This is a genomic window from Micromonospora sp. BS32 (assembly GCF_059089345.1).
Map to the genome: position 1 here is coordinate 1 of NZ_JBSSHR010000009.1, position 17,275 is coordinate 17,275.

The window sequence follows — 17,275 nt, forward strand, 5'->3', positions numbered from 1 at the left end:
CTGGTGGTGGCCGGGGCGGCGGGGTCGGGGGCGGCGGGGTCGGGGGCGGCCACCGCGGCGGTGGCCGGGACGAGCAGTGCCGCGGTGAGGGTGGTGGCAGCGAGGATCGTGCGGAGCAGCATGGCTGCACCTCCGGTGGGAGGTACCCGGGAACCCGGGACGGCGGGCGGGGGGATCCGATCGATCGGTGGGACGATGATGCGTGGCGCGTTTCACACTCGTCAATGAAAAGTTACGCGTCGGTAACCTGATCTCGCGCCGGGGGCACAAAGCGGCCAATCGGACCAGCGGCGTCGGACCATCCACAGGGGACGTCCGGCGCTCCGGTTTCGCGGGCCCCGCACGCCCGGCCCGGATGGCATGCTGTGGCCCGTGCGCGAGGAGAAGGGCCGGGGCGGGCAGCTACGGGTGATGCCGTGGTGGTCGGTGCTGATCGGCCTGCTGCTGGCCGTGCTGATCGGTCTGCTGGTGCTGGACTGGCTGCTCGGCGAGGCGGACCGGGCGACGCAGGCGGACACCCGGGCCACGTTGCGCATCGACGCGATCCGCACCGGCCTGACGGTGGTGGCCGGCACCGGCGGCGGGCTCGCGTTGCTGCTCGCCGCCCGTCGACAGTGGATCGGCGAACGCGCCCAGCGGCACCAGGAGACGGTGGCCGCCCAGGACCACGCGCACCGGGACCGGGTGCAGGCGCACGCCGAATCGGTGGCCGGGATCGGCCAGCAGCACCAGGAACGGCAGGCCGCGGCGGCCGAGCACGACGCCGCCGAGCGCCGGCTGACCGACCTCTACACCCGGGCGGTCGAACTCCTCGGCAGCGACAGCGCCGCCGTACGCCTCGGCGGGCTCCACGCGCTGGAGCGGCTCGGGCAGGACAATCCCGCGCAGCGGACCACGATCGTGGCCGTGCTCTGCGCGTACCTCCGGATGCCGGCACCGGACGACGGGCCCCGGGAGACGGAGGTCCGGCGCACCGCGCAGCGGGTGCTCGGCCGGCACCTGCGGGCGGACGACGCGGCGTACTGGCCGGAGGCCCGGCTGGACCTCGCCGGGGCCGAGCTGACCGGGTTCGACGCCGGCGGCTGCACCCTGGTCGACGCCGACCTCTCCGGGGCGGTCCTCACCGGCGGTACGACCTTCGCGGGCGCCACCCTGCGCGGCCGGCTGTCGCTGGCCGGGGCGACGTTCGAGGGGGCGGTCTTCGACGGCGTCCGCGGGGACGCCGAGATCGTGCTGGACGATGCCCGTGTCACCGGTCCGCTCAGCTTCGACGGCGGCGATCTGGGTGGCCCGGTCCACTGTCGACGGGCCGTCTTCACCGACCGGGTGTCGTGGCGCGACGCGACCTTCCACCGGTCCGTCACCTTCGACGCGAGCAGCTTCGGCGACAGCACCAGCTTCCGGGGCGCGGTGTTCCTCGGCGGGCTGTCCATGGAGCACACCGAGTTGGCCGGCTACGCCGGGTTCCGGACGGCCCGGTTCGCGGACATGGCGCTGTTCCGGTGGACCGTGTTCGGCGGGGAGGCGTACTTCGAACGGGCCCGCTTCGAGGGGGCGGCGAACTTCGGCCGGGCCCGGTTCCACGGCTCGGTGAGCTTCGACGGGGCGACCCTGGCCCGCCGTCCGCTGGTCGACCAGGCCCGCGCGGTCGCGAACGCCCCGCACACCTGGCCGGAGGGAACGACCGTGACCCGGCTCGACGACGACTGGCTGCTGCTCACCGACCCGTGAGCCGTCGGCTCCCCAACGCCCGCACGTTGGCGATCGTCCCGTGAATCTGCTGGCTCGCTGGTCCTGGCGCTGATCCGCGCTGCGCTCACGGGCCCTCCGGGGCCGGGCTGCGGCGCGCGGAGCGCAGCGGCGGGGCTCGCGGGACGTGCCGGCTCCGCCGCGTCCACCCGCGCGGCCAGTCGCGGCGGGGCCGGAACCCCGTCCGGCCTCCACCGCGCGACGCTGGCCCGCCGCCCGCGGGTCGACCAGGCCCGGGCAATCCCGGAAGCCCCGCACACCTGGCCGGGGGCGACCGTGGCCCGGCTCGAACGACCGCGCTGCTGGTCTACCTGAGCACGCTGATCACCGAGGCGGGAGCGCAGCTCTCGCAGCTCAACGGGCACGCCGTGCCGGAGGAGCTGACCGAGCGGTTTCTCGGGTGGGCGCGGGCCCGCTGAACGGGTCGGCGCGAGATCAGCTTCCCAGCGCCTGCACCTTCGCGATCGTCTCCTGGACCTGCTGGCTGGCCGGCCCGGCGCCCTGGGCCGCCTGACTGAGCGCCTGCCGGTACGCGTCCAGCATCCCGATCAGCGGGCCGGCGGCGACGCCTTCGAGGGCGCCCGCGACCAGTTCCCGGGCCTCGGCCGCGTCCTGCGCGGCGGCGGCCGTCTTGGCCTTCGCCTCGTCCAGCTTCTGTGCCGCGGCCGCCAGCCTGGCGATGATCTGCGCTGCGCTCACGCGCCCTCCCTGCTCGCCCGCCGACCGTGCCGCTCACGGTCCTCGCCCGAGCCTAGCGACCACCGCGTCGAAGAACCCACCTCGCCTCCGATGTGGACAGCGGGGAGAGGTCAGCGCAGGAAGCGGACCAGCAGCAGGCTGGCGCAGTAGGCGGTCGGCACCAGGGCCACGCAGATGACGAAGCCGAGCGGCACGAACCGGGGCGGCTCCACCGCGGCCAGCGCGGGCCGGCCCCAACGCCCGAGGATGAACCAGCCGGCGGCGAACGACAGCACCGGCAACCCGGCACACACCCAGGCGCCCAGGGTGAAGCCGCTGACCAGCCCGACGCCCGAGGCGACCACCAGGACCAGCATGAGCAGCACGCCGGCCGCCGCGCAGGCGACGTAGACGGCCACCGCCCGGGCCGCCGGGGACCAGGTGGGCAGCAACTCGGGGCGCTGGGCGAGCGCCTCCACCTGCTGGGTCTGCCGGTCGGCCTCCTCGACCAGGCGACGGGCCTCCTCCAGCACCACGCCCGGGTCGGCCCCGGCCTCCACCGGACCGCCGGGGGCGGGCGCCTCCGGCACCCCGATCGCCTGACCGAGCCGGTCGAGGCGCTGACCCTGCACGGCGAGCCGCTGGCCGAGCTGGTCGGCGGCGGCGTACATCCCCCGCCGGCGCTCCGCCTCGGCGGCGGCGCCACGCTCCCCCTCGCGTACCTGGACGGAGAGCTGGCGCACCGCGGCGGCGTACTCGTCGAAGCGGGCCACTCAGTCCTCCTCCTCGTACCGGTGTCCCGGCCGGGTGAACGGCACGATCAGCGCGGTCCGCTGGGCGTGCCGGTCCACCAGCAGCGCGCGGTCGGCGCGCGGGGTGTACGCGAGGTCGGTCACCCCGAGGTGCAGGCCCAGGTCGCCAGCCGGCACGTTCAACGCGAGCAGGCAGGCCACGTCGTCGCGGTTCTGCGAGCCGCCGAGGTCGTCGGCGAGCCGGCGCAGCCCGCGCCACCAGCCGAGCAGGTGGACCCCCCGACCCGGCCCCTCCCGCAGCAGCGCCCGCAGGTCGTCGTGACCGGAGCGAAAGGTGCCGGACTCGGTCCGGGCCAGCGCGGCGCCGGCCGCGTCCACCCCGAAGACCACCAGGTAGGTCCGGCCGGCCGCCCCGGTGTCGGCGGCCAGTTCGCCGAGCCGCTGCCGCAGCCCCGCCGCGTCGACCAGGGTCACCGGGTGGCCGGCGGCCTTGAGCCCGGCGGCGGTGTCGTCGGCGAGCGCGTCGGCGGCCTCGGCCAGCGGGGCGAGCACGAACTCCACGTCGCCCGGGGCGTGCTGACGGGCCAGGCTCAGCGCGGCGGCGCGCAGCACGTGGGCGCCGGTGGTCGAGGTGCCCACCACGCCCAGGTGCCGGCCGGGCGTGGCGTCGAGGACGAAGCGGGCGGGGGTGCCGTCCACGTCGACGGTCCGGCCGACCAGCGCCGAGGGGCGCCGGCCGCCGGGGCGCAGGGCGGTGCCGGCCGGATCGTCCTCCAGGTGCGCCGCCGCGTACCCCCGGAAGACCGCGGGTGGCGGCACGTCGTCCGGCCGGGCGTCCCACAGCTCGTAGCGCAGCCGGGCGATCTGCCTGGCGTCGGCGTGCGCGTCGGGGAAGCGGACCAGGGTGTCCGCGCCGGCCGCGCCGGCGGCGGTGTTGACCACCGCGGAGCCGAGGGCGGTCGCCGCGGCGGCCTCGCCGCGGGGGCCGAGCACGGCCGCGCCGCCGGGCAGAGCCACCCGGAGCGCGAACTGCCCGAACAGCGACTCGGCGCGGCCGTAGAGAGCCTCCACGCCGGTGGTGCTCTGGCTGGCCAGCACCAGGTGTACGCCGTACGAGCGGCCCCTGCGGGCCAGCTCCTCCAGCAGGTCGACGGCCTCCCGGGCCACCCGGTCGTTGCCGGCGAGCAGCACCTGGAACTCGTCGACCACCGCGACGATCCGGGGCGCCGCCTCCCCCGCCGGCAGGTCGGCGAGCTTGGTGACGCCGTGCGCCTTGAACTCGTCGGCCCGGCGGTTCAGCTCCCGGCGCAGCTCGCGGAGCACGGCCAGGCCGTACTCACGGTCGGACTCGACGCCGACCGCCCGGGCGTGCGGCAGGAAGGACGGGTCCCGTTCGGTGGGCACGAACTCGGTGAAGCTCACGCCCTCCTTGAAGTCGAGCAGGTAGAGCCGCAGTTCGGCCGGGGAGTACCGGGCGGCCAGCCCGTAGAGGACGTCGACCAGGAAGACGGTCTTGCCGGCGCCGGTGCGCCCACCGACCAGCCAGTGCGGGGTGGCGTCGTCGAAGGCGAGGGTGACCGGCGCCCGCCCGGCCCGGCCGACCACCGTCCGCAGCCCGGTCCGCGCGGAGTCCGTCCAGCGCCGCTCGGGCAGCAGGTCCGCGACGTGCAGCGCCTCGTCGGCGCGTACGGCCGCGCCGAGTCGCGCGGCGAGCGCGCGAACCGCCGACGCCGGTGGGTCGCCGTCGAGCAGCACCGGTACGGCCAGCCCGGTGCCGTCGGCGCTGAACGGATGCCCGGGCGGGTCACCGACCCAGGCGTACCGCTCGTCGAGGCGGAGCGTCGTGGTGGCGCCCAGCGGCGGCGGCGCCTGCCCGGGCAGCGCGGCCGGGTGCCCGGCGAGCAGCACGCAGACCGCGGCGGCCGGCCCGGCGTGGGTGAGCGCGGCCAGCCGGGCGAGCTGGCGCGGGCCCGGTGCGGACGCGGCCACCACGAGCAGCAGCCCGCCCTCGCCGGGGCCGGCGTGCTGGGCAGCGCGGGCGTGTGTCTCGGCCGCGTCGAGCAGCACGTCGATCTCGGCCTCGGTGACGGCGGGGGCGTCGAGCAGCCCGGCGTCGCGCAGCGGTCGCAGTGGCAGGAAGGTGGCGCCCAGCGCGGCGGGGTCGATGCCGACCACCCGGACCGCGCCCGGCGCGGCGGTGGCCAGCAGCCGCAGCACTAGCACCCGCAGCAGCACCGCCACCCGGGGGTCGCGGGCGTCGGTGTTGACCGCGAGGTGCCCGCCGGCGCCCAGTGGCAGCAGCAGCGGGAAGCGACCGTCGACGGTGGACGCCTCGCCGATCCGTACCGGGGCGGGCCCGCCGAGGGTGCTCGTGGCGTTGGTCGGGGCGGCCAGGTCGCCGGCGAGCCGGGCCAGCCGGGCCACCAGGTCGACGGTGCGCTCGGGCACGGGCTGGCCCGCCAACCGGTCGAGCAGGGCGCGGGCCGCCGTCCACCGTTCCCGGGCCTGCCGGTGCACCGTGACCGCCTGTCCGTACGCCGACGCGAGCCTGCCCACCCTCTGCTCCCCCACCGACGTCCGCCTGGTCGAGGGGAACCCTAACGGAGCCCGGCCGGCGGCGCACGAAGCCATCGGCGGGGACCGTTGGCCCGATGTTCACCTGCTGGTAGTTCGTCCGGCCGGGCGCTGTTCCCCCGGCCCGGATTGCCTGACGGCGGACGACAAGATGACCATCTGGAAGGTGACCACGTGACCTCCTCCCCCATTTCCCGCCGCAACCTGCTGCGCAGCGGCGCGGCCGGCGGCCTCGGCATCGTGGTGGCCGGCAACCTGGAGGCGATCGCCGGTCCGGCGGCGGCTCGGGCCGCCGTCCGTCCGGCCGTCGGCTACGGCGAGCTGGTGCCGGACCCGGCCGGCCTGCTGGCGCTGCCCCCGGGCTTCTCGTACACGATCGTCGCGCAGGCCGGGGTGACCCTGCTGGAGAGCGGCCAGCCCACCCCGAGCGACGCGGACGGCACCGGCTGCTTCCGCTCTCCGACCGGCTCGGTGCTGGTCAACAACCACGAGATCGGCGGCAGCGAGCCGTTCGGCGTGCCCGCGGTGGCCGGACTCACCTACGACCCGGGCGCCCGGGGCGGCACCACCACCATCGAGGTGGACGGCGAGGGCCGGCGGCTGCGCGAGTACGTCAGCGTGGCCGGCACCCACAACAACTGCGCCGGCGGCATCACCCCGTGGGGCACCTGGCTGACCTGCGAGGAGACCGAGCAGCGGGCCGGCGGCAAGTACCTCAGGGACCACGGGTACGTCTTCGAGGTCGACCCGCACGACCGGGAGCAGAACCTCGACCCGGTGCCGCTGAAGTACCTCGGCCGCTACGCGCACGAGGCGGTGGCGGTCGACCCGTACACCCACTCGATCTTCCTGACCGAGGACGCCGGCGGCCCGAACGGCCTGTACTTCCGGTGGACCCCGCCGAGCGGCTTCCGGGGCGGCAAGGGCGCGCTGCGCGCCCTGGCGCTGCGTCCGGACGGCGACACCGTCGGTGAGCTGCAGGCGATGAACTGCTTCCTCGGCAGCCAGCACATTGCGGACCTGTCCGAGGCCACCACGCCGGGCACCCGGTACAAGGTGGAGTGGGTGGACGTGCCGGACCGGGACGCGAAGACCGTCTCGGTGCGCAAGCAGTTCACCGACGAGCAGGTCACCCGCAGCCGCAAGCTGGAGGGCGCCTGGTGGGCCGACGGCGGCGCGTACTTCGTGGCCAGCTTCGCCCGGCACGACGACGGCAGCGTCAACGAGCACGACGGCCAGGTCTGGTTCTACGACCCGCGCTCGGAGACGGTCACCCTGAAGACCATCTTCGGCGTGAACCCGGACCCGTCGGTGGAGGGCAACTACGACGGCCCGGACAACATCACCGTCTCGCCGTACGGCGGGGTGATCCTGGCCGAGGACGGCGATGGCCTGTCCCACCTGGTGGGGGTGACCGCGCAGGGCAAGGCGTACCCGCTGGCCCGCAACGAGCTCAACGACAGCGAGTTCACCGGCCCGACGTTCAGCGCCGACGGGAAGATCCTGTTCGCCAACATCCAGAGCCCCGGTTACGTCTTCGCGATCAGCGGGCCGTGGGGACGGCCGAGCGACGCCGACGTGTCCTGACGTCGGCGTCACTGGGCGGCCGGCGGCTCCTGGGGAGCCGCCGGCCGTTCTCGCATCCGTCAGCCGAGCACCGCGGTCAGCGCCGGCAGGTAGCCGTACCGGTAGCCGTCGGCGTCCGGGTGGTACGCCTCGATGACGCCGCTGACGTCGCGGATCCACGGGTCGGCGGCGCAGACGCCGTGCCCGGCGAAGGTCGGCCGGGCGTCGGCGAAGGTGGCGCCGGCCGCGCCGGCCCGGTTGGCGGTGATCGTGGCGAGCACGTCGGCCGCCTCGTTGAGGATGGTGCGCTTGTAGGTGCTCATCGCCAGCCAGCCGCAGTAGTTGGTCTCGAACAGCCGCGGGTAGCCGAGCACCACCAGCCGGGCGTTCGGGGCCCGGCCGCGGATCGCGGCGTAGGTCGCGTCGAGCCGGCCGGGCAGGGTGGAGGTGGCGAAGGCCTTCGCCTCGTTGACGGCGTTGACGCAGGTGGTGGTGCTGCCGAACCGACAGCTGGTGATGACGTCGGCGAAGCCGGCGTCGTTGCCCCCGATGGTGATGGTGACTAGCGTGGTGCTCGTGCTCAGCGAGTTCACCTGGCTGTTGATCACGTCCGAGGTGACGGCGCCACCGCAGGCCGGGAACCGGAAGCTGGTCACCGCGTGCGCGGCGGCCCAGAGCGGCGCGTACGAGTTCTGGCTGCGCAGGCAGCCGGAGAGGTCGTACGGGCCGGCGCCGACGCCGGAGGAGTAGGAGTCGCCGAGGGCGACGTAGTTGACGGTGGCCGCCTGCGCGGTGCCGGGGGAGAGCACGACGCCGAGGACGGTGGCGAGCAGGGCGGCCAGCGCGGTGACGGCGCGGGCCAGGGCGCGGTGGGGCATGGCGGGACCTCCACGGTGCAGGGGTGGTGGATCCTCGTGCCGCGCGCGTGGCCAAAGGTTGTTACTGGTCGGTAATCCTATCGAAACATTTAGATCAAGTGAACAGGTGATCACGCCGGACGGGCCAGACACGTTCACAACTGTCGATTAAATTGACGGTGCGAACACCCCGACGGAGGGAGTCCACCCCGTGCGACGTGCTTTCACGGCGGCCATCGCCGCCCTGACCGTCACCACCGCCGGCACCCTGCTGCCCGGCACCCCCGGCCAGGCCGCCCTACCGGGCTGGGGCCGGCCGGTCCCGGTCGCGGCCGCGCCGACACCCGGCAGCCCCGGCCTCGGCGACAGCTACTTCCCCGACTACGGCAACGGCGGGTACGACGTCGACCACTACGACGTCCGCCTGCGCTACGAGCCGGCCACCGACCGGCTCACCGGCACCACCACCATCCTGGCGAGGGCCACTCAGGACCTCTCCCGGTTCAACCTGGACTTCCTGCTCGACGTCGAGTCGGTCCGGGTCAACGGCTGGTCGGCCGCGTTCCGCCGCGACGGCGTGCACGAGCTGGTCGTCACCACCCCGCGCCCCGTCGCCCGGGACCAACTGCTCACCATCGTGGTGAAGTACGCGGGCGTCCCCTCGGAGACGCTGGTCAACGGCTACACCGGCTGGACCCGTACGGAGGACGGCGCGCTCGCCGTCAACGAGCCGGAGTCGGCCTGGTGGTGGTTCCCGGCCAACGACCACCCGCTCGACAAGGCCACCTTCGACATCTCCGTGTCGGTGCCCGCCGGGGTCGAGGTGGTCAGCAACGGCGTGCAGCCCCGCCCGCCGCTGGCCGAGGCCGGCAACCGGTTCCGCTGGAGCTGGCGCAGCACCAGGCCCGGCGCCACCTACCAGGCGTTCCTGGCCATCGGTCAGTACGACATCGTCACCGACACCGCGCCCAACGGGCAGCCGGTGGTCAACGCGTACAGCACCACGCTGGGCGAGCGCGAGCCGGCGGCGCGGGCCAGCATCGAGCGGACTGCGGAGGTCGTCGACTGGGAGAGCGGCCTCTTCGGGCCGTACCCGTTCGAGGCGCAGGGCGGCGTGGCCGGGCCGATCGACGGCATCGGCTTCGCGCTGGAGACCCAGACCCGCCCGGTGTACGGCCCGAGCTTCTGGCGCCGCGGCGCGAACCCGTTCGTGATCGTGCACGAGAACGCCCACCAGTGGTTCGGCGACTCGGTCTCGGTCGCCGACTGGCGCGACATCTGGCTCAACGAGGGCTTCACCTCGTACGCCGAGTGGCTCTGGTCGGAGGAGCAGGGCGAGGGCACCGCGCAGGAGCTCTTCGACTTCACCTACGCCGGCTACCCGGCCGACTCCGAGTTCTGGCAGGTGCTGCCGGGTGACCCGGGCGCCGACCGGGTCTTCGACGACGCGGTCTACGACCGGGGTGCGATGACCCTGCACCAGCTCCGGCTCGCCGTCGGCGACGACGCGTTCTTCGAGATCCTGCCCGCGTGGACGGCCGAGCACCGCTACGGCAACGGCACCACCGCGCAGTTCCAGGCGCTCGCCGAGCGGATCTCCGGGCTGGACCTGGACGGCCTCTTCACCACCTGGCTCTTCACCCCCGGCCGCCCGGAACTCGCCACGGCCGCTCGGGTGGCGGCCGCGCCGGCCCAGCCGGCGTCCTGGACGAAGATCCGCGAGGCGCACCAGCTCCTGGAACGCTGACCCCGGCACCGGTCGGGTGCCCGCCCCTCGCCCCGGGGCGGGTGCCCGACCGGCAGGTCGTACCGTCCGCGCTGTGGAGCGGACGCGTCGCCGCGAACCGCGCGGTGCGGGCTCCCGACGCTACGAACCTGATGTCGCCGACGAATCGCGCGATCGGCTCGTCGGTCAGGACGCCACCTTGGGCACCTGCGGCACGGCGGGGGTGCCGGTCGCCGCCTCGATCGCCCGGATGTGCCGGTGGGCGAACCAGAGCGGCGGGAAGGCGCCGACGGCGAACGACAGATCGACCAGCGTCCAGAACCACGGGATGTCCCGGATCGGACCGCAGATCAGCGCCAGCGGCACGATCCCGGCGCAGGCGATCATGCCGAGCTGCACCACCCAGACGTTGCGCACCGGATCCCGCAGCGGTCCCCAGAAGGCCACCGCCAGCACCAGGTGGGCGAAGGCCAGCCAGTCGGTGCCGTAGAGCATGAACGGGTAGCGGTCGCCGGTCTCCACCAGCCCGGTGTGCACCCGGTCGAGCCAGCCGACCAGCGCCGGCAGGTCGTCGGCGAGCGGGTCCAGCGCGCGCAGCAGCCAGCGCACCTCGATCTCGAGTGGAAACGCGGTCGCTCCACTGAGGAAGAGACCCACCAGTACGATCCACAGCCACCGGCGGATCCGCCGCAGCCGCTCCTCGGTATCCATGACCGGAGCGTAACGATGATCTTCGCGCCCCTCGGTCCCGTGCAGGCCGGATCCACCGGCCAACCTCATGACCTCGATCACCCGGAACCGGTCCCGCCTGTCGACTCCACCAGGAACGGCGGTGCGGCCGCCGGAGGGACGGGCTTCGCTGTGTGAATCGTCCACGACATCAGGTCTGTAGCGTCCGGACCCACCCTCGTCGGCGTCGGCCGGGTGTGAGTGCGCAGGGCCGGGCCGGCGACCTCGCCGCATGAAGGGACGACGTGACACGACCGTGCCGCGACACGCCCGCTCGCGCAGTGGTGCGCCCGGCTGAGCGCCGGACGCACCACCGCGACGGTCAGCGTGCGGCGAGCGGCTGCCGCGCGGGGTCCACCGGGGCCGGCAGCGCGCCGACCCCACCGAGGTACGAGTGGATCGCCGCGGCGGCGGCCCGCCCCTCGGCGATGGCCCAGACGATCAGCGACGCACCCCGGTGCATGTCACCGGCGACGAACACCCCGTCGGCGTCGGTCTGCCAGTCCGGCCCCGAGTCGACCGCGCCCCGGGCGTTGCGGGTCACGCCGAACTGGGTCAGCAGCGGCTGCTGCTCGGTGCCCTCGAAGCCGATGGCGAGCAGCACCAGGTCGGCCGGCAGCTCCCGCTCGGAGCCGGGCAGCGCGGTGACGATCCGCCGGCCGTCCCGCTTCTCCACGGTCACCTCGGCGATCCGGACGCCCTTGACCTGGCCGGTGCCGTCGTCGACGAACTCCTGCACGGCGACCGCGAAGACCCGGTCGCCGCCCTCCTCGTGCGCCGGGTAGTTGCGCAGCACCCACGGCCAGGTCGGCCACGGGTCCCGGTCGGCGTCCCGGGCGTGCGGCGGCTCCGGGTAGAGGTCGAGCTGGTGCACCCCGGCCGCGCCCTGGCGGTGGGCGACGCCCAGGCAGTCCGCGGCGGTGTCCCCACCGCCGATGATCACCACGTGCTTGCCGGCGGCGTCGATCGGCGTGCCGTCCGGCAGAACGGCCGGTGCCGGCCTGCCGTCACCCTCGGCGGCGACGCCGGGCTGGCCCGCAGCCGCCTCGGCGACCACCCGGTTGGCGGCGACCAGGTGGGTCATCGCCTGGTGCACCCCGCGCAGCTCCCGGCCCGGCGTCTCCGGGGTGTCCCGACCCTGCAGCGCCCCGCAGGCGAGCAGCACCGCGTCGTGCTCGGCGCGCAACTGCTCGGCGGTGACGTCGACCCCGACGTTCACCCCGGTGCGGAACCGCACGCCCTCCGCGGCGAGCTGGGCCAGCCGCAGGTCGATGTGCTGCTTCTCCAGCTTGAAGTCCGGGATGCCGTACCGGAGCAGGCCGCCGATCGCGTCGTCGCGCTCATAGACCGTGACGGTGTGACCGGCGCGGGCGAGCTGCTGGGCGGCGGCGAGCCCGGCCGGCCCGGAGCCGACCACGGCGACCGACCGGCCGGTGGGCGGCGGCACCGGGCGGGGCTTCAGCCCACCCCGGGCCACCGCCGCGTTGGCGATCTCCACCTCGACCTGCTTGATGGTGACCGGCTGCCCGCCGCCGATGCCGAGCACGCAGGCGGCCTCGCAGGGCGCCGGGCAGAGCCGGCCGGTGAACTCGGGGAAGTTGTTGGTGGCGTGCAGCGACTCCACCGCGGCGTCCCAGTTGCCGGTCCGGACCAGGTCGTTCCAGTCCGGGATGCGGTTGCCCAGCGGGCAGCCGTCGTGGCAGAACGGGATGCCGCAGTCCATGCAGCGGGTGGCCTGCTCGCGGATCAGCTCCTCCCCCGCGGGCGGGTAGACCTCACGCCAGTCGGTGATCCGCACCGGCACCGGGCGGCGGGCCGGCAGCCGTCGGTCGTAGCGCAGGAAACCGTTCGGGTCAGGCACGAGCCACCTCCTGGGCCACCGTCCGCGGCGCGGGCGGCACCGGCGCGGTCAGCGCAGACATGACCGCGTCGTCGACGTCGCGGCCGGCGGCTTCGGCGGCCCGCATGATCTCCACCACCCGGCGATAGTCCCGGGGTACCACCGCGGTGAACTCCTGCACCGCCTCCGCCCAGTGCTTGAGCAGCTCGGCGCCGACCGCCGAGTCGGTCTCCGCGACGTGCCGCTGCACCAGCTCGTGCAGCAGCTCGCGCTCGTCGTCGCTCAGCGGCGTGAGGTCGACCAGCTCGGCGTTGACCCGGTCGCGGTCCAACCGGTGCACGTACGCCGTGCCGCCGGACATGCCGGCGGCGAAGTTACGCCCGGTCTCGCCGAGCACCACCACGGTGCCGCCGGTCATGTACTCGCAGCCGTGATCGCCGACGCCCTCGACGACGGCCACCGCGCCGGAGTTACGCACCGCGAACCGCTCCCCCACCCGGCCACGCAGGAACAGCTCGCCGCCGGTGGCCCCGTACAGGATGGTGTTGCCGGCGATGATCTGGTCCTCGGCCCGCTGGCCGGCGGCGGCCTCGGTCGCGACGAACGGCGCGGCGGCGTCCGGGCGGACGATGATCCGTCCGCCGGAGAGTCCCTTGCCGACGTAGTCGTTGGCGTCGCCGTGCAGCCGCAGGGTCACCCCGCGCGGCAGGAACGCGCCGAAGGACTGCCCGGCGGTGCCGCGCAGCAGGAACTCGATCGTGTCCGCCGGCAGGCCGGCGCCGCCGAAGCGGCGGGTCACCTCGCCGCCGAGCATCGCGCCGACACTGCGGTGCTCATTGCGCACCGCCACCTCCACCCGGACCGGGCTGCCGTCGCGCAGCGCCGGCTGGGCCAGGGTGATCAGCTCGTTGTCCAGGGCCAGCTCCAGGCCGTGGTCCTGGGCCCGCACGCCGCGGCGCGCCGCGCCCGCGGGCAGCTCCGGCAGCTGGAGTACGCGGGCCAGGTCGAGCCCGTGCGCCTTCCAGTGCCGCACCGCCGGGACGACGTCGAGCAGCTCGGTCTGGCCGATCGCCTCCTCGATGGACCGCAGGCCCAGCTCGGCGAGGTAGCCGCGGACCTCCTCGGCGAGGAAGAGGAAGAAGTTCTCCACGAACTCCGGCTTGCCGGTGAACCGCTCGCGCAGCACCGGGTTCTGGGTGGCGATGCCGACCGGACAGGTGTCCAGGTGGCAGACCCGCATCATCACGCAGCCCTCGACGATCAGCGGGGCGGTGGCGAAGCCGAACTCCTCGGCGCCGAGCAGCGCCGCGACCAGCACGTCCCGGCCGGTCTTGAGCTGGCCGTCGACCTGCACGGTGACCCGGTCGCGCAGCTTGTTGAGCAGCAGGGTCTGCTGCGCCTCGGCCAGGCCCAGCTCCCAGGGGGTGCCGGCGTGCTTGAGGGAGTTGAGCGGGGACGCGCCGGTGCCACCGTCGTGGCCGGAGATCAGGATGACGTCGGCCTTGAGCTTGGCGACGCCGGCCGCGACGGTGCCCACACCGACCTCGCTGACCAGCTTGACGTGCACCCGGGCGGCCGGGTTGACGCACTTCAGGTCGTGCACCAGTTGGGCGAGGTCCTCGATGGAGTAGATGTCGTGGTGCGGCGGGGGCGAGATCAGACCGACGCCCGGGGTGGCGTGCCGGGTCCGGGCGATCCACGGCCAGACCTTGTTCCCGGGCAGCTGGCCGCCCTCGCCGGGCTTCGCGCCCTGGGCCATCTTGATCTGGAGGTCGTCGGCGTTGACCAGGTATTCGCTGGTCACCCCGAACCGGCCGCTGGCGATCTGCTTGACCGCGGAGCGGCGGGCCGGGTCGTGCAGCCGATCGACGTCCTCGCCGCCCTCGCCGGTGTTGGACTTGCCGCCGAGGCGGTTCATCGCGATGGCCAGGGTCTCGTGCGCCTCGGCCGAGATCGACCCGTACGACATGGCGCCGGTGGCGAACCGCTTGACGATCTCGGTGGCCGGCTCGACCTCGTCCAGCGGCACCGGCGGGCGCACCCCGGTCCGCAGGCTGAACAGCCCGCGCAGCGAGCCGGCCTGCGCGGCCAACTCGTCGACCTTGGCGGTGTACTGCCGGAACACGTCGTACTGCCGGCTGCGGGTGGCGTGCTGGAGCAGGAAGACCGTCTCCGGGTTGAACAGGTGCAGCTCGCCCTCGCGGCGCCACTGGTACTCGCCGCCGACCTCCAGCCGGTCGGAGTTCTCCGCGCCCGGGGCGGGCCAGGCCAGCGAGTGCCGGGCGGCCACCTCGGCGTGGATCTCGTTCAGCCCGATGCCGCTGATCTTGCTCGGGGTGCCCCGGAAGTAGCGCTCGACCAGCCGGGTGTCCAGGCCGACCGCCTCGAAGACCTGCGCCCCGCAGTACGACGACACGGTCGAGATGCCCATCTTGGACATGATCTTCAGGACGCCCTTGCCGAGCGCCTTGACGTAGTTGCGCACCGCCTTGGCCGGATCCGTCCCGACCAGCGCGCCGGTGGAGATCATGTCCTCCACCGACTCGAAGGCCAGGTACGGGTTGACCGCCGCCGCGCCGTACCCGATCAGCACCGCCGCGTGGTGCACCTCCCGGCAGTCGCCCGACTCCACGATCAGCGCCGCCTGGGTGCGGGTCTGCTCCCGGACCAAATGCTGGTGCACCGCCGCGGTGAGCAGCAGCGACGGGATGGGTGCCAGGTCGGCGTTCGAGTCCCGGTCCGACAGGACCAGGATCCGCACGCCGTCCTCGATCGCCTCGGAGACGTGCCGGCAGATCTCGGTCAGCCGGGCCTTGATGCCGGCCCCGCCGTCGCGGACCCGGTAGAGCCCGGAGACCCGGACCGCCTTGAAACCGGGCAGGTCGCCGTCCTCGTCGATGGAGAGGATCTTGGCCAGCTCGTCGTTGTCGATCACCGGGTACGGCAGCACGATCTGCCGACAGCTCGCCGGGCCCGGGTCGAGCAGGTTGCCCTCCGGCCCGATGGTGGACGACAGGCTGGTCACCAGCTCCTCGCGGATGGCGTCCAGCGGCGGGTTGGTGACCTGGGCGAAGAGCTGGTGGAAGTAGTCGTAGAGCAGCCGCGGCCGGGTCGACAGCGCGGCGATCGGGGTGTCGGTGCCCATCGAGCCGATCGGTTCCGCACCGACCCGGGCCATCGGCGCGAGCAGGATCTTCAGCTCCTCCTCGGTGTAGCCGAAGGTCTGCTGACGGCGCCGGACCGAGTCGTGGGTGTAGACGATGTGCTCACGCGGAGGCAGGTCGCCCAGTTCGATCAGACCGGCGTGCAGCCAGTCGCCGTACGGCCGGGCGGCGGCCAGCTCGGTCTTGATCTCGTCGTCCGAGACGATCCGGTGGTTGACCGTGTCGACCAGGAACATCTTGCCGGGCTGGAGCCGGCCCTTGGCGACCACCGTGGCCGGGTCCAGGTCGAGCACACCGGCCTCGCTGCCGAGCACGACCAGACCGTCGGAGGTGCGCCACCAGCGGCCCGGACGCAGGCCGTTGCGGTCCAGCACCGCCCCGACGATCTCGCCGTCGGTGAAGGCCACCGACGCCGGGCCGTCCCACGGCTCCATCAGGCTCGCGTGGAACCGGTAGAACGCCCGCTTGTCCGCGCGCATCCCCGGGTCGTTCTCCCAGGCCTCCGGGATCATCATCAGCACCGCGTGCGGCAGGCTCCGGCCGGCCAGGTGCAGCAGCTCAAGGACCTCGTCGAAGTTGGCCGAGTCGGACGCCCCCGGGGTGCAGACCGGGAAGATCCGCCGGATGTTGCCGGGCACCTCCGGGCTGCGCAGCAGGGCCTCCCGGGCCTGCATCCAGTTCCGGTTGCCGCGGATCGTGTTGATCTCACCGTTGTGCGCGATGAACCGGTACGGGTGGGCCAACGGCCAGGACGGGAAGGTGTTGGTGGAGAACCGGGAGTGCACCAGGGCGATCGCGCTGGACACCCGCTCGTCGGTCAGCTCGGGGAAGTACGCCGGCAGCTGGTCCGGGGTGAGCATTCCCTTCCAGGTCATCGTCCGCGACGACAGCGACGGGAAGTACGCCGGCACGCCGCGCTCGGCGCTCTCCCGCTCGGCCTGCTTGCGGACGCAGAACGCCACCCGGTCCAGGTCGAGGCCGGTCAGCGGGGAGCCCGAGGGGCCGGCCGGGCCGCCGGTGAGCCGGTGCGCGGCCAGGAAGACCTGCCGGATCCGGGGCATCGCGGCGAGCGCGGTCTCACCCAGCCCGCTCGGGTCGGTCGGCACGTCCCGCCAGCCGAGCAGGTCGGCACCCTCGACCAGGGCGTACTTCTCCACCACCCGGCGGGCTCGGGCCTCGTCGGCGTCGTCGTCGGGGAGGAAGACCAGGCCGGTGGCGTACTGGCCGGCGGGGGGCAGCGGGAAGTCCACCACGGCGCGCAGGAACTCGTCCGGCACCTGGATCATGATGCCGGCGCCGTCACCGGTGTTGTGTTCCGCGCCCCGGGCGCCCCGGTGGTCCAGGCGGCACAGGGCACCGAGGCCGCGGGCGACGACCTGGTGCGATCGCCGACCGTACAGATCCGCCACGAAGGCCACGCCGCAGGCGTCGTGCTCGTACGCCGGGTCGTACAGACCGGTCGCGGGCGGGGCCGACTGCGGGCTCAGAGGGTACGGAAAGGCCACCGGGCCTCCTGTCGTCACTCAGGTTGGATCATGGTCGGGACGACGTCGGCCCTTGGCGGTTTATTGAGTCTACGTTAGGGCGACCCCCGCAAGGCCAGTGCGGATTGATCACACCTTCCAGACTCTGGGACGTGT

10 protein-coding genes are annotated in these 17,275 nt (G+C 73.9%); 3 read left to right on the forward strand and 7 right to left on the reverse strand.

Annotated elements, in window-relative coordinates; translation table 11 throughout:
* The first annotated feature begins 372 nt into the window (after positions 1-372).
* Entirely contained in the window at positions 373-1,731 is a 1,359-nt protein-coding gene (locus AC5RWQ_RS15455; RefSeq protein ID WP_494283421.1) for a pentapeptide repeat-containing protein, read from the forward strand.
* A gap of 453 nt (positions 1,732-2,184) precedes the next feature.
* Here the strand turns inward: AC5RWQ_RS15455 and AC5RWQ_RS15460 are convergent, their stop codons facing one another.
* The 3 genes from AC5RWQ_RS15460 to AC5RWQ_RS15470 form a co-directional block, all read right to left on the reverse strand.
* Complete coding sequence (locus tag AC5RWQ_RS15460) at positions 2,185-2,448, reverse strand: DUF6244 family protein (protein ID WP_494283422.1); 264 nt, start codon at positions 2,446-2,448, stop codon at positions 2,185-2,187.
* A gap of 110 nt (positions 2,449-2,558) precedes the next feature.
* On the reverse strand, positions 2,559-3,200 hold the full coding sequence (locus AC5RWQ_RS15465; RefSeq protein WP_494283423.1) for a hypothetical protein: 642 nt from the start codon (positions 3,198-3,200) through the stop codon (positions 2,559-2,561).
* Positions 3,201-5,810 (reverse strand): FtsK/SpoIIIE domain-containing protein, encoded by a 2,610-nt coding sequence (locus AC5RWQ_RS15470; RefSeq protein WP_494283424.1) that lies wholly within the window; start codon positions 5,808-5,810, stop codon positions 3,201-3,203.
* A 117-nt stretch (positions 5,811-5,927) separates the two neighbouring features.
* Here AC5RWQ_RS15470 and AC5RWQ_RS15475 point away from each other — a divergent pair, with 117 nt between their 5' ends.
* Positions 5,928-7,340: an alkaline phosphatase PhoX gene (locus tag AC5RWQ_RS15475; protein WP_494283425.1), complete on the forward strand. Its 1,413-nt coding sequence runs from the start codon at positions 5,928-5,930 to the stop codon at positions 7,338-7,340.
* A 59-nt stretch (positions 7,341-7,399) separates the two neighbouring features.
* On the opposite strand, the gene AC5RWQ_RS15480 is transcribed toward AC5RWQ_RS15475, so the two are convergent.
* Positions 7,400-8,197 carry an SGNH/GDSL hydrolase family protein gene (locus AC5RWQ_RS15480; RefSeq protein ID WP_494283426.1) on the reverse strand — a complete coding sequence of 266 codons (798 nt, stop codon included), beginning with the start codon at positions 8,195-8,197 and terminating at the stop codon, positions 7,400-7,402.
* Between the two features lie 190 nt (positions 8,198-8,387).
* On the opposite strand from AC5RWQ_RS15480, the gene AC5RWQ_RS15485 reads away from it, so the two are divergent.
* Positions 8,388-9,923, forward strand: coding sequence for a M1 family metallopeptidase (locus AC5RWQ_RS15485; RefSeq protein ID WP_494283427.1), 1,536 nt, complete (start codon positions 8,388-8,390; stop codon positions 9,921-9,923).
* A 165-nt stretch (positions 9,924-10,088) separates the two neighbouring features.
* Here AC5RWQ_RS15485 and AC5RWQ_RS15490 read toward each other — a convergent pair whose 3' ends face one another.
* The 3 genes from AC5RWQ_RS15490 to gltB all read right to left on the reverse strand — a co-directional run bounded on the left by AC5RWQ_RS15490 (position 10,089) and on the right by gltB (position 17,140).
* Positions 10,089-10,613, reverse strand: coding sequence for a hypothetical protein (locus AC5RWQ_RS15490; RefSeq protein ID WP_494283428.1), 525 nt, complete (start codon positions 10,611-10,613; stop codon positions 10,089-10,091).
* 340 nt (positions 10,614-10,953) lie between these two features.
* Positions 10,954-12,492, reverse strand: coding sequence for a glutamate synthase subunit beta (locus AC5RWQ_RS15495; protein ID WP_494283429.1), 1,539 nt, complete (start codon positions 12,490-12,492; stop codon positions 10,954-10,956).
* The gene (gltB, locus tag AC5RWQ_RS15500; protein WP_494283430.1) at positions 12,485-17,140 is read right to left on the reverse strand and encodes a glutamate synthase large subunit; all 4,656 of its coding nucleotides are present in this window, start codon (positions 17,138-17,140) and stop codon (positions 12,485-12,487) included. Before gltB ends, AC5RWQ_RS15495 begins: the two co-directional genes overlap by 8 nt.
* Positions 17,141-17,275: the final 135 nt, after the last annotated feature.

Bases quoted from the DNA above. Each gene is read 5' to 3' on its own strand.
- AC5RWQ_RS15470 (WP_494283424.1), bottom strand. From the start codon at position 5,810: ATGGCTTCGTGCGCCGCCGGCCGGGCTCCGTTAGGGTTCCCCTCGACC.
- AC5RWQ_RS15480 (WP_494283426.1), bottom strand. From the start codon at position 8,197: ATGCCCCACCGCGCCCTGGCCCGCGCCGTCACCGCGCTGGCCGCCCTG.
- AC5RWQ_RS15490 (WP_494283428.1), bottom strand. From the start codon at position 10,613: ATGGATACCGAGGAGCGGCTGCGGCGGATCCGCCGGTGGCTGTGGATC.